This window comes from Lacrimispora sanguinis, from assembly GCF_044987295.1.
Lineage (GTDB): Bacteria > Bacillota > Clostridia > Lachnospirales > Lachnospiraceae > Lacrimispora > Lacrimispora celerecrescens_B.
On sequence record NZ_CP173277.1, the window covers coordinates 3247489 to 3260197 of the forward strand.

11 protein-coding genes are annotated in these 12709 nt (G+C 44.0%); 2 read left to right on the forward strand and 9 right to left on the reverse strand.

Annotation, left to right across the window (positions count from 1 at the left end):
• Window positions 1-28: 28 nt before the first annotated feature.
• The gene (locus tag ACHZES_RS15095) at window positions 29-730 is read right to left on the reverse strand and encodes a TIGR01906 family membrane protein (protein ID WP_395547220.1); all 702 of its coding nucleotides are present in this window, start codon (window positions 728-730) and stop codon (window positions 29-31) included.
• A 20-nt stretch (window positions 731-750) separates the two neighbouring features.
• Window positions 751-1401: a trimeric intracellular cation channel family protein gene (locus ACHZES_RS15100; RefSeq protein ID WP_038283544.1), complete on the reverse strand. Its 651-nt coding sequence runs from the start codon at window positions 1399-1401 to the stop codon at window positions 751-753.
• A 276-nt stretch (window positions 1402-1677) separates the two neighbouring features.
• Here ACHZES_RS15100 and ACHZES_RS15105 point away from each other — a divergent pair, with 276 nt between their 5' ends.
• Together ACHZES_RS15105 and ACHZES_RS15110 are read left to right on the forward strand one after the other, a co-directional pair.
• Window positions 1678-3036: a citrate/2-methylcitrate synthase gene (locus ACHZES_RS15105; RefSeq protein ID WP_395547219.1), complete on the forward strand. Its 1359-nt coding sequence runs from the start codon at window positions 1678-1680 to the stop codon at window positions 3034-3036.
• Between the two features lie 66 nt (window positions 3037-3102).
• On the forward strand, window positions 3103-3720 hold the full coding sequence (locus ACHZES_RS15110; RefSeq protein ID WP_395547218.1) for a lactate utilization protein: 618 nt from the start codon (window positions 3103-3105) through the stop codon (window positions 3718-3720).
• 32 nt (window positions 3721-3752) lie between these two features.
• Here the strand turns inward: ACHZES_RS15110 and ACHZES_RS15115 are convergent, their stop codons facing one another.
• From ACHZES_RS15115 to ACHZES_RS15145, 7 genes are all read right to left on the reverse strand, one after another.
• Window positions 3753-4553, reverse strand: coding sequence for an ABC transporter permease (locus ACHZES_RS15115; RefSeq protein WP_395547217.1), 801 nt, complete (start codon window positions 4551-4553; stop codon window positions 3753-3755).
• A gap of 2 nt (window positions 4554-4555) precedes the next feature.
• Window positions 4556-5353 carry an ABC transporter permease subunit gene (locus ACHZES_RS15120; protein ID WP_395547216.1) on the reverse strand — a complete coding sequence of 266 codons (798 nt, stop codon included), beginning with the start codon at window positions 5351-5353 and terminating at the stop codon, window positions 4556-4558.
• A 10-nt stretch (window positions 5354-5363) separates the two neighbouring features.
• Entirely contained in the window at window positions 5364-6236 is an 873-nt protein-coding gene (locus tag ACHZES_RS15125; RefSeq protein ID WP_395547215.1) for an ABC transporter ATP-binding protein, read from the reverse strand.
• A gap of 16 nt (window positions 6237-6252) precedes the next feature.
• Entirely contained in the window at window positions 6253-8730 is a 2478-nt protein-coding gene (locus ACHZES_RS15130; RefSeq protein ID WP_395547295.1) for a phosphoenolpyruvate synthase, read from the reverse strand.
• The gene (locus ACHZES_RS15135) at window positions 8730-9341 is read right to left on the reverse strand and encodes a TetR/AcrR family transcriptional regulator (RefSeq protein ID WP_395547214.1); all 612 of its coding nucleotides are present in this window, start codon (window positions 9339-9341) and stop codon (window positions 8730-8732) included. Before ACHZES_RS15135 ends, ACHZES_RS15130 begins: the two co-directional genes overlap by 1 nt.
• Window positions 9342-9497: 156 nt before the next feature.
• Window positions 9498-10922, reverse strand: a complete 1425-nt coding sequence (locus ACHZES_RS15140) for a response regulator (RefSeq protein ID WP_395547213.1) — start codon at window positions 10920-10922, stop codon at window positions 9498-9500.
• Window positions 10919-12679: a sensor histidine kinase gene (locus tag ACHZES_RS15145; protein WP_395547212.1), complete on the reverse strand. Its 1761-nt coding sequence runs from the start codon at window positions 12677-12679 to the stop codon at window positions 10919-10921. The genes ACHZES_RS15140 and ACHZES_RS15145 overlap by 4 nt, the downstream gene beginning before the upstream one ends.
• Window positions 12680-12709: the final 30 nt, after the last annotated feature.

Here is a 12709-nt window from a genome sequence, read left to right on the forward strand (position 1 = left end):
TGCTTGCATATCCAGCTGATTTACTAACCTAAGCTGCAAGATGTTTTCTTTTAAACTTGCCCATAAGAAAAAGACAGACAGCAAAGATAAGCAGGATAGAGAAAAGATAGATGAAGCCAATGAGAAAGACGGTGTCTCGAAAGAAGCCTTCCGGAACGATGTTAATGAGCATATCGGTGGAAGGATCCAGCATCCATAGGTCATTTTTAAAGAACATATGGTGGAACATGATAAAATATCTGGTAAAATCTGTGGAAATAATCATAGCGATGACAGCGGACAAGGAAAAAAAGATTCCGGTTCCCGCACACACGGCCCTGGGAAAGGTTTGCATAAAACTGGTCCTTAATAAAAGAAGTACAATGAGGCATAACACCATCACCGTAAGGCAGCCTCTCCGTATGGAAAGAGCGCCTAAAAAAAGACCGCGGACATCCTCCATATGGGCGATTTCACGGGCATTAAAAAATTCCCGTTCTACCCCTCCCATGGTGGTATCTACATGAAGGTTATCCCTCTTTCCACGCAGATAGGACATCATTTCATCGGTAACATCAAGGAGATCATCCATAGACATGGAGACGGCTTGAGTCACATGATATTTGTTATATTCTTTTTCGAAGTATCCTGGAATCCAGTAAACGGCTGCCTCCACGGAAGTGAATAAAAGCACGATCATAAGGCAGAGAGAAAATATGATTCCAGCAGTATATTGAAGCAAACGTTTCATAGGATTCCTCCTTGAGGGAATTATTTTTTTGTTGCAGTAGGTAAGTTCCAACAAAAGTGGGTTGCCATAAGACGAATTAAAACGACGGAGCAGGCACCGATCAGCATGGCAATATTGCCATCAATGTAATTCAAAAGCCAGGCATAAAGGATGGCGCCAACAATGGAAGCACAGGCATAAATATGCTTTCTAAGGACATAAGGAGTTTGTCCGGCCATGATATCCCGAAGAATGCCGCCGCCGACTCCGGTGATAACACCTAAAAAGATGATGAGAAAATGATAGTCCCCATAGCCGGAAAGCACTGCCGTATCGATTCCTACCACGGTAAAGGCTCCAAGTCCGATGGCATCAAATATGTTCATAACCTTTTCATAGGTTTCCATGGAACGTCCGTCCAGGATTTTCTGATTCAGTCTTACGATTACAAATAAAAGCATAACCGTTATAAAGGCCAGCAATACGTAGATTGGATCTTTAAAAAGGGCAGGAGGTACATTTCCTATGATAATATCCCTTAACATTCCGCCTCCCACGGCGGTGGTAACACCTAAAACAATAACTCCAAGCAGATCCAGCTGTTTTTTAATGGCAACCATGGCCCCAGATGAAGCAAAAGCTATGGTTCCAATGACTTCTATGAAGAAAAACAGGGAAAATTCTATTTTCATGAACAACCTCCGGTACATCCCTCTTTAAGAAATTAAGGCAAGTATAAGATTTGAAAGGTCATTTGTCAATATATCATGGTTCTATAAACACCGGGCTGATTTGCAATGCTTAAATATATCTTGCTTTTTTGTATAAAATTATATATTATATTGAAAAGTTCAAAAATGAGCATTTGAATGATTCTGCAGGAGAGGAAAGGGGATGACGCCGGCTTAGAAAGCCCAATGGGAAAAATGCAGTGGAACTAGACGACCTGATTTCAGAAAGAGGTGTGCATGATGAACCAGAAAGAATTTATGAAAAATGTGGAAGAGTGGTCTGATATCTGTTTGAATGACGAAAGAATTGACTTGGAAGCCTATGACAGATTTGAAGTAAAGCGAGGGCTTAGGGATAAAAGCGGCGACGGTGTTGTGGCAGGATTAACCAAGGTATCAAAGATTTTATCAAACAAGACCGTAGACGGGGAAAAGGTCCCATGTGAAGGCCAGCTGTTTTACCGGGGATATAATATTCATGATCTGGTAGACGGTGTTGTCAGGGAAGGACGTTTTGGTTTTGAGGAAATTGCCTACCTCCTTCTTTTTGGAGATCTGCCTGATAAAAGCCAGCTGGAACGATTTACCAAGACCTTAGGCTACAGCCGGACCCTACCTACCAATTTTGTCAGAGATGTAGTCATGAAGGCCCCAAGCCAGGATATGATGTCCTGCCTTGCCAGAAGCATTTTAACCCTGGCCTCTTACGATGAAAAGGCCAGTGACATATCTGTTCCCAATGTGCTCCGCCAGAGCCTGATGTTAATCAGCGTCATGCCGATGCTGGCAGTTTACGGATATCATACATTCAACCATTATGAGCGAGGGGGAAGTATGTATATTCACAGGCCGGATGAAAAGCTTTCCACGGCAGAAAATATCTTAAGGCTGTTAAGGCCAGATATGAAGTATTCCAAGGTGGAAGCCCATGTTCTTGACCTGGCCCTGATCCTTCATATGGAGCATGGAGGAGGAAATAACTCCACTTTTACAACCCATGTGGTCACTTCCTCCGGTACGGACACATACAGCGTGGTAGCGGCAGCGCTTGCTTCTTTAAAGGGACCGAAGCACGGCGGCGCCAACATTAAGGTTGTGGAAATGATGGAGGATTTGCGTAAGGAAGTCCATGACTTAAAGGATGAAGAGGAAGTGGAGAAGTATTTGAGAAAGCTTCTTCATAAGGAAGCATTTGACCGGAAGGGACTAATTTATGGTATGGGGCATGCGGTTTATTCCAAATCTGATCCCCGTGCAGAAATATTCAAAAGCTTTGTTAAACAATTGTCAGAGGAAAAAGGACGCCTGGATGATTTTAACCTCTATTCCATGATCGAGCGTCTTGCTCCAGAAGTCATTGCAGATGAAAGAAAGATCTATAAGGGCGTAAGTGCGAATGTGGACTTTTACAGCGGCTTTGTATACAGCATGCTGGATATTCCTAATGAATTGTTCACCCCGATTTTTGCCATTGCAAGGATTGTAGGATGGAGCGCCCACCGGATCGAAGAGCTTATTAATATGGATAAGATCATTCGTCCGGCCTACATCAGTGTGATGCAGGAAGAGGAGTATAAACCTTTGAGCGACAGATAGGAAGCTGCGTGAAAATAATCGCACGATTTGACGATGATCTTATTATTAACTTTGGAGGAAAATTCTATGGATTTGGATATTCCCTTATTGATAAAACGCCTTCAGCGAAATAACATGGCAGGTTTTCAGGTTCAGGATAAAACGGAACTTCTGGAACTACTAAGAAGGCTCATTGCCGATGGGACGACTGTAGGCTGTGGGGATTCGGTGACTCTGGAACAGATGGGAGTGTTTGAGGATTTAAGGAAAAGGGATGTAGAATTTTTTGATAAGTTTGATCCTTCTCTAACCAAAGAAGAAAAACGGAAGATATACTTAAAGAATTTTTCGGCAGACACGTTTATCACCGGTGCCAACGCAATCACAATGGACGGAAAGATTTTTAATATTGACGGCAACGGAAGCCGGGTGGCCCCTATGCTGTACGGCCCGGAACAGGTCATCGTTGTTGCCGGAACGAATAAAATAGCGGAAGATGTAGAGTCAGCCGTGAAAAGAGCCAGGCAGATCGCGGCTCCCCTGGATGCGAAACGGCTGAACAAATCGACTCCCTGTGTAACTCTTGGCCGCTGCATTGACTGCGGTCACAGGGAAAGGATCTGCAATGATTTTGTTCTGATTGCAGGTCAATTTATAAAAGACAGGATTAAAGTGATTCTTGTTAATGAGGAACTGGGTTATTAAAGAGCCCAGTTCCTTTGTCTTCTTTGTAGTTATTACGAGTTGCGTAAATCCTTTCTTTCAAAAAATCTGATTGCCATGAAACAGCCGGCTAAAATAATGATCAAGGAAAGCAGGATATAAAAGGGGCTTAATCCATTTTCAGAAACCGATACTACGTTAAAGTAGCTTACCGGTGTCAAAACCTTCAGAAAATCCATGGTACCGATATAATCAAGAGCAAAGCTGATTACATAAAATGCCGTTACCGTAAGCATTGTAAAAAGACTTGCAGTCTTATAGCTTTTTGCAAGACCCGAGATGAAAATCCCGACGGAAAACAGCACGACTTGAGTAAGAAATATTCCCAGGGTTGTGATGATATGGACGCCTGTAATACTTAAATCACCCAGGGGAAGAATGATGCATAAATAGGACATGATGCCTACGGTAAGAGAAAACACGAAAAGATTTGTTACGGCGGCACCGATTTTTGCCCAAATGATTGCAGAACGCTTATAAGGTTTCGAGAATAAGAATTCGCTGGTACCGAACCGTTCTTCTCTGGATACGGCAAATATACCGGAGAAACCCGCATAAAAGAAGGCAAGCAGGTTGGTCCAGAACACCATACACTGATAAGCACCTAACGGGGTATCGACCCTCACTCCGTTTAATCCGAACAAAATCAATATAATCTTCGGGAAGCTCTCCGCCATAGCCGCAATTTCCCCCATGGCGTCTTTTAATACAATAAACTCGATTGCTGCAAATCCTGTAAGCATCACGATTAACACCAGCCAAATTACCAGGGTCTTTTGGGTCAGTTTCAGTTCTTTTAAATAGATCGTCTTCATGTTCAGCCTCCGAATATAACGTCTTTTTTAAGAAATGTTCTGCAGCTGATAAACAGCAGTCCCGCTCCAAGGAACACATACCACACCAAATAATTCCACTGGTAAGATCCGGTTTCGGCGATAGTCACGGTATTAAAAAATGCAAACGGAGTGAAATAGCCAAATACCGGCTGATTGATCTTCTTTGACATGGAGTTTAAACAAAAAAGGCCAAACATAACACAGGAGGATATGAGCACAGGTGTCCGTACATTTGGGAAGAATGTTCCGGCAGCTGTTCCGAAAACCACAAACATAAGTTCAACCAGTACAAGGGATATCCCTATAAGCAAGAACGCCGGCCAATCAATACGAATGCTTTTGACGGTCAGAAATGCAAGTGCAGCTCCAGCTATATAGGCAGTTCCCACAATCAGGCTGTCTGCCGTGCAGGCAAGTACCTTGCTCCAAAAAATCTTGCTCCTTGAATGGGGTTTTGTTAACAAAAACTCTGCTGATCTGTTCGCGTATTCCTTTGTGTGGGATGAAAAGGCAATGCTCATTCCGTGGATCGCAGCCGCTGCCATGGCAAAGCTGTTTAAAAAGCCGAACATGCCAAGAGGTGTCATGACGAAAGCGGCACTGACGCCTAATGCATCAAACAGGGGGTTATTATTTATCGCCTCCGCCATGAAAGCATCAGCTCCTTTAATAAAGCCAAGATAGGTCGGAAGCATCAGGAAGATCAGCCCGCCCATGGACAGCGCCCATATGATGATATTTCTTTTTAACTGCTTTAGCTCATACTTAAATACAGTCATCCCTTTCACCTCACCTGTAATAGTGCATAAAGATCTCTTCAAGCGTCGGTTCCTCGATGAACAGATCACGGACGTTTAAAGCAGACAGCTTTTCAAGAATCTCTCCCATATTCCCCATAAACATAAATGTGGCGGTATTGGCGTCCTGATGGTAGCTGGTAATGCCTCCAAGGTCAAAATGCCCTGCCGGTATTTCCTCTGCCGTAACACTGATTTTTTTATGGCTGTTAGCCCGAAGCTCACTGATTTTTTGTACACCAATCATTTTTCCATCTTTTAAAATGCCCACACGATCACAGATTTTCTGCACCTCAGACAGGACATGGGACGAAAAGAAGATAGTTGCCCCCCGTTTGTTCTCTTCTTTCAGTATCGAGAAGAACTCCTGCTGGATCAGCGGGTCCAGACCGCTGGTAGGTTCGTCTAATATAATGAGTTTTGGAGAGTGCAGCAGGGCGCACAGGATTCCGGCTTTCTTTTTGTTTCCAAGGGATAGGTCGGTGATTTTACGGGATAAGTCAAGGTCTAAGCGCCTGGAAAGCTCTTTTATTTTGCCGTCTCCCTTAACGCCGTATAAATCTGCCGCATACTGTACCAGCTCCCGTACCGTCATGTTATCATAATAAGCAGATTCTCCGGGCAGATAGCCCACATCCTTTGCAATTTCCGCAGCCTGTTTCATGCAGTCCTTGCCAAAGATCTCCGCGCTGCCGGAGGTGGGGCGGATCAACGCCAAAAGAGTACGGATGGTAGTGGATTTCCCCGCTCCGTTAGGTCCGATAAAGCCAAAAATCTCTCTCTCCTCCACGGAGAAGCTGATATTTTCAATCCCCCTGTGCTCCCCATAGCTTTTGGACAGGTTATTAATCTGAATTGCGTTCACCGGTAGTCCTCCTTTCTTATTTCAAAAACTCAACATATCCCAAGTTTCCGTCTACGCGGATTAAGTCTCCGTCCTTGATGTGTTTTGTGGCATCGGTTACGCCGACAACAGCAGGCAGGCCGTATTCCCGGGTGATCACAGCTCCGTGAGTTGCCATTCCGCCTACTTCTGTAACAAGTCCGCCCACAGAGATGAAGGCCGGTGTCCAGCTTGGGTCGGTAAATTTAGTCACCAGAATTTCTCCCTTTTCTATTTTTCCTGCTTCCCTGATATCCAGAATGACCCGTGCACGGCCTTCTGCCACGCCGCCTGATACGGCAAGCCCTGGCAGCGCCCCATTGGGAACCTCGCGCTTGTATTCACCTTCCACCACTTCTCCATCAGAGAAGATGAGGCGCGGAGGGGTCAGCGCAGCATACTTTTCATAATCTGCCCGCATTGCATCGATTTTCTCATAATCAGGTTCATATTCTCCGGCAAACAAGCTTGCAAGTTCCGGAAGACGAAGATAGAAAGTATCTTCCACGCTTCTTAGCTTGCCTTGACTAACAAGTGTTTCAGATTCCTTAAGGATGGCCTGTTTGTATTCCCAATAACGTTTCATCCAGTAATATTTGGGAGACTCCCGCAGCCCTAAGAAGTTTCGATAAAAGGATAACTGTTTTGCCAGCTTCTTGGCTTTTGCGGCTCCCCATTTCTTTTTTGCGGCGGAAACCATGGATTTTACTGCGTCATCGCTTTCCTGCTTTCCCTGTAGGAGCCTTTGTTCAGCATGACCCTTTGGAAGCCTTATATCTGCCAGTACGGTGGGGAGAATCTTTCCCGGATCCTCGGCAAACCGGGGTTTTGCAATATCGATCTCGCCAGGGCAGCGCATTCCGTACCGCAGGAAAAATTCTTCAAAGGCTTTTGCGGCTTCTTCGCTGCCCTTCTGCTTCCTTAATTCGTCAATGCAGAAGGAATCCCCTGCTGACTCAAGGTATTTTACAACCTCTGGGAAATCCCGGGCAGAATCTGCGATACGGCTCACGTAAAATCCCATTTCCGAGGAAATGTTGCCTTTAATGGACTTTGACACATCAACACTTACATTGTCCTGTCCAAGAAGGAGCTTTCCTGCTTTATCAATAGGTTTTGTGAGAAAGAAGGTAACAAGGAGCGGTCCTAAGCCCTCCGGATCAAACAGACCTTTCATCAGATCATCCGTATCTCTCACAATAAAATCGATTATCGCCTTACCGGACAGTTTTGAGAGTCCCTTTCTTGTCTTTTGGATTGCCGCTTCCATACGGCGGTTGTAGCCATCAATGATTGACGGATCATTTTTCCGGTAGATCCTTAATCCGGCGGTGATGCATTTTCCCACATCCTTTGGTATGGCGAAGTCGCTTTTTTGTCCTTTTGGAATGGATTTAATATATTCCTTTCTTGCCAGGACTTTATTAAATGCGCTATCCATCAGTTCGTCGGAATTGGACAGCTTTTGACGCACCAGAGCCCTGCCCACGGGACTGTTTAAGTTATGGGTAATCTCCATATAGGGCCGCCCGCCGATTTCCGTAACCTTCACGGTTTTGGACATCAATTCCCAAAGGGACATTCCCAGGGGCAGCATGGTATCTGTCATCATCTGGAGATGGCCGACGGAAATAAAACAGCGCTTAAATCCGTCCATGGTCGACGGACAGGGGTAAAGGGTTGTGATCCCCCGGGACTGGACAATATAAAATTTCATACCGTCAAAACACCATTCAATATCCTGGGGGCTTCCAAATTCCTTCTCGATCTTTTTTCCGATGGCGGCAAGAGCGGTTACCTGTTTCTTGGTGAGACAGGGCTTTTCGCCGCTTCTTTGTTTTATGTCATCCTTGACCGTCCAGGTAACAGGGGTTTTACGCCCGGATACCAGTTCCTCTCCTAAGCCTTCCACCGCTTCAATCGCTATTGTAAAGCGGTCGGAGGTAATGGGATCGGCGGTAAACATGACTCCGGCCGCTTTTGCATCCACCATCTTCTGTACGACAACGGCCATTTGAACTTCATTTTCATCGAATTTGTTTTTGATCCGGTAAGAAATCGCCCGCTGGTTATATAAGGACGCGAAGCAGTTGAGCACTGCTTTTATTACCGCTTCAGATCCGGAAATGTTTAAATAGGTATCCTGCTGGCCTGCAAAGGAAGCGTCAGGCAGATCTTCTGCCGTAGCGGAGGAACGGACGGCAACGGAAACATGGCTTCCCATGTCCTCATAAGCGGTTTGAATCAGTTCCGCCGCTTCGGCGGGTAAAGTCAGTCCGGCGACAGCGGACTTCCTATCGTTTCCTGATTCCTTTACGGTAGGACGGATATACTTTTTAAAGAATTCTGTTGTGATGATAAAACCGCACGGTACACTGTCAGGGAACCGCTGGGACAGTCTGGCAAGGCTTGCGCCCTTGCCTCCTGATATTTGTATGGAAGCGGCGCCTTTATTGTTGATTTTCAATAGATACATCACAGGTATTCCTCCTTATATAGATTACTTTTCAACATGTGGATGGTTTTTTCCAGTTCTTCGGTTATTTTACCAAGATCGCACCGTTCATCGGTCATTTCATGAGCATAGCCTTCTGCCATGAGGAATATCATGCGCATAACCACATCAATATCCACACTTTCTTTAAATTTAACCACATCTTCTTTTCTTAACACCAGGTCATAAGAAAAGCGCTGGGCCTCGGGCATGATCTTTTTTGTAATATCCGTGACCGCATCGTCAGTTTCCTCGAACATACTGATAATAAATTTCAATATATAAGGGTACTTTTCCAGTATGCCCATTTTCATTCTGGAGGCCACAAGAATGCGTTCAAATAAATCGTCATATGCATTGATTTCATTGCGCTTATAAGCCTCAATCATGACACTTCTCACATATTCCGAAAGGTATAAGTACAGATCCCTTTTTGTGCCGAAATAATGGAACAGCATTGGTTTGGATACTCCGCTGTTTTGGGCGATGTCACCCATAGAGGCCTTTTTATATCCATGTTTTCCAAAACATTTTAATGCCGCTTCAATGATAGGCAGCTGCTTTTCTTCTGATAGTTCTTTAAATTTTTCCATGTCTTCACCTTCTGATAATGTAATTGACCGAATCGGTTTATGGCATGATTATAACACCATAAACCGATTCGGTCAAAGTAGTTTTTCTTATATTTAATTGAGTCATTTGTTCCGGCATTTATAACTGAGTTATATTATTATAACGGTCTTTGACTTTTAGAAAGAGGCAGGTTTTCCTTCGCTTAATAAATGACTTTTCATATATTCGGAAGGTGATATTCCCGTACTTTTTAAGAAAACCTTGGTAAAATACCTGGTGCTGAAATATCCCACCCGCTCAGCAGTGTCCCGGACCGAGGCAGTATGTCCACCTGACATGAGTTCCATTGCCTTTTTCATGCGGACACCGGTTAAGTGGTCAACAAATTTTTCTCCGGTTTTCATCTTATAAATTTTGCTTAAGTAATTTGGTGAGATATCAATCATATCTGCAATGGTATTGATTCCGATCTGGTCCATATAATGTTCCTCAATATAAGCGTTGATTTTATCAATTAAATCAATGCTTTGATTTTGTGAAGTCATCTGCTTTAAAAATTCTACAAGCTGGCGGATAGAAAGAATGCTGGCGGGTGTTCCTGATTCCATTGAGAGAATGCGGTTTAAGGAATCATCACAAAGTTCAAAGATCTCTTTTTCATGGGGAAATTGGGATATTGCATGAAGTAGATTTTGAAAGCCCATAACATCATCTGCCTGATTGGCCATCAAAAGCTTTTCTAGTAAATCCGAAAAAGGAAGAAGCTGGGAGAACGTCAGCCGCTCCTTTTCCGATATAACTGACCCAAGGTGAACACAAAGGCGCAGGCTCTCCTCCCTTTGAACAGACTCAAACTGTGTAAACAGTTCTGAAAGGTTACCGGCAGAAACATGGAATCCGGTTGCCACACATCCGCTGGTCTGATGAAACTGGACCAGTACCCCCTGGAACTCTCCGGGAGGAATCACGGTACTGGTAAGATAACAGATTTCACCTGTAGGCAAGAAGGTGAAAGTATACCGGGCACCGTAGCGGAAGGAGATGGAAGAGAGCATGGCATTTAATACATCTAAATCGTTTTTAAAGGTTTCTTTATGATAATGATCAACATAAAAAAGAACAGCTGTGTAAGGGGGAAGAACGTATTTGGGACTCTGTAAAAAACGGATGGAGGTATGGAGGTCAAGAATTTTTTCAAACTCCAGCTCATAATCCTTTTTCAGCAAAAGCTCCCGCTCTTGAAACAGGGAAGCTGCTTTTTCCATGGTAGCTTTAACTTCCTCCAGGCTGGCCGGTTTTAAAAGATAGTCCAGGGCGCCTAGTTTTAAGGCTTCCTGAGCATAGGAAAATTCCGCATATCCGGTCAGCATGACCACAGGAATCTTTTGCATATGAAACTGGGAAAATGCCTGCAGACCGGTGAGCATCGGCATGTGGATATCCAGAAAAATGAGGTCCGGAATCTCCTTTTCCAGTTGTTTTAACAGTTTTTCTCCGTTTTCCACTTCAATGAACTGGTGCATATTGGGGCAAAGCTCCTCAATCATGCTTTTTAATCCAAGCCGGATCAGGCGTTCATCATCAGCTAAAAGAATTTTCATGCAGAAGTTCCTCCTTCCAGGGGTATCTTAATTGTCATGGAGGTAATATCTCCGGTCAGTTTTATTTCAAAGGAAGCACGGGGGTGAAAAATTTTTATACGGTTTTCCACATTTCTTATGCCAACTTTTCCATCAGAGTAAACTTCTTGAATATCAATGGGTATTCCATTGTTTTTTACCTTCAGAATCAGGACTTCGTCCTCAATCGATGCGGAAATGGAGATGGTAATGGAAATGCCGTCACCGTCCATACCATGCTTAAGGGCATTCTCCACAAGGGGCTGTATGAGAAGTCTTGGAATGGAAATAATCTTAGCCTCTTCCTCCATAGAGCTTAGAAAGGTCAGGCGCTCATCATAGCGTATTTTAAGAAGATTGCAGTATTGGATGCAGAATTCAAACTCATCCTGTACGGTAGTCAGCTTTGCATTGCTGCAGGTATAGCGGAATATTCTGGTCAGCTGGATAATGCTGTTCTCCAGCTCTTTTTTCATTCCAATCCGGTTCATGGACAGGAAGCAGTTTAAGGTATTATAGAGAAAGTGAGGGTTAACCTGGCTTTGAAGGGCACGGTATTCTGCTTCTTGCCGGTCTATCTCATATTTATAGGACTGGTTAATGTATAGCTGCAGCTTTTGGATCATCTCGTTTAGATTCTCCGCAATCAGGGACAATTCTTCCGTGTTAAAGGAATCGTTCTGCAAAAGGTCTGTGTCAGGAACAGACGCCTCCAAGTCTCCCTTTGCCACCTTTTTCATGGTATTTAAGATGGAATTTAAAGCAAGGGCGGTCTTCTTTGAATTGGAACGAAAGATTGAAAATGCAGCCAGAATGGAGGAGAAGCTTAAGATAGCAGCCAGGCTCCAGACAATGGATACCTCCTTAAATATATCCTTTTGGGAGGATACAAAAATAAGCTGCCATGGCATTCCTGAAATATCACTTTTATACAGGCGGTAAGTATCTGAGTCCGTACGGATGATGCTTCCCGCATAAGAAAGTTTTTTAAGAACGCCTTCCTCCACCTTTCCTACCTGGTAAACAGGGGTTCCGTCTTGTCCCGCGATGACAAAACCTGAATTTTCACTTAAGTTTACGCTGCTGAAGATATCCTTGATGATTTTGTCGGAGGCATCGATCCGGATGACGCCCAGCTTCCGTTTGGTGTATACGTTACGGACCGTATGAAGGGCTGAGATGACCGTTGTCTCAGAACGGATATAAGGGGGAGCCTCTGAAACCATAAAGTGATATGGCTCGGTTGTATTTAAAACCTCCTGATACCAGGTTTCCCGTTGGTAAGGGTAGTCCGTGGTGTTTATGAGATCGCTGGTTTTTGTTGCAGTAACGATGATGTGGTTGTCCGGGTTTACAGGCATGAAAGAAACGGCCAGGATATCCTCTCTGGCGGTGTTTAATATACGCTGTATGGAAGTAGTATAGTTTTGCCGGTGCAGCTCGATCCGGTAGTCAAATGAACCGTTTTCTGTGTATTTCCCATTCTCAACGGCTGCAAAAAAGTTTAGAATATCATCGTAAATATAAGGAGTCAGAGCCAGCCTTTTTAAGTCAGATACATAGGTGCTTAAATTGGTTGAAATGGAGTAAAGGGATGTTGAAAAGTATTTTTCATTGTCCCTGTAAATTCTTTTTTGAAAGTAAAAGGCAAGTATAGTGGCCATGATGATAATGGGCATAACAATACTTACGAGAAACAAGGCCAAAAACCGGTTCTGAAAGCTTTGGCGTTTTTTCATATGGGGTCACCTCCTGGGCCTATATTGTAT

Coding starts and splice junctions, on each gene's coding strand:
- ACHZES_RS15095 (WP_395547220.1), bottom strand. CDS start 730: ATGAAACGTTTGCTTCAATATACTGCTGGAATCATATTTTCTCTCTGC.
- ACHZES_RS15100 (WP_038283544.1), bottom strand. CDS start 1,401: ATGAAAATAGAATTTTCCCTGTTTTTCTTCATAGAAGTCATTGGAACC.
- ACHZES_RS15105 (WP_395547219.1), top strand. CDS start 1,678: ATGATGAACCAGAAAGAATTTATGAAAAATGTGGAAGAGTGGTCTGAT.
- ACHZES_RS15110 (WP_395547218.1), top strand. CDS start 3,103: ATGGATTTGGATATTCCCTTATTGATAAAACGCCTTCAGCGAAATAAC.
- ACHZES_RS15115 (WP_395547217.1), bottom strand. CDS start 4,553: ATGAAGACGATCTATTTAAAAGAACTGAAACTGACCCAAAAGACCCTG.
- ACHZES_RS15120 (WP_395547216.1), bottom strand. CDS start 5,353: ATGACTGTATTTAAGTATGAGCTAAAGCAGTTAAAAAGAAATATCATC.
- ACHZES_RS15130 (WP_395547295.1), bottom strand. CDS start 8,730: ATGTATCTATTGAAAATCAACAATAAAGGCGCCGCTTCCATACAAATA.
- ACHZES_RS15135 (WP_395547214.1), bottom strand. CDS start 9,341: ATGGAAAAATTTAAAGAACTATCAGAAGAAAAGCAGCTGCCTATCATT.
- ACHZES_RS15140 (WP_395547213.1), bottom strand. CDS start 10,922: ATGAAAATTCTTTTAGCTGATGATGAACGCCTGATCCGGCTTGGATTA.
- ACHZES_RS15145 (WP_395547212.1), bottom strand. CDS start 12,679: ATGAAAAAACGCCAAAGCTTTCAGAACCGGTTTTTGGCCTTGTTTCTC.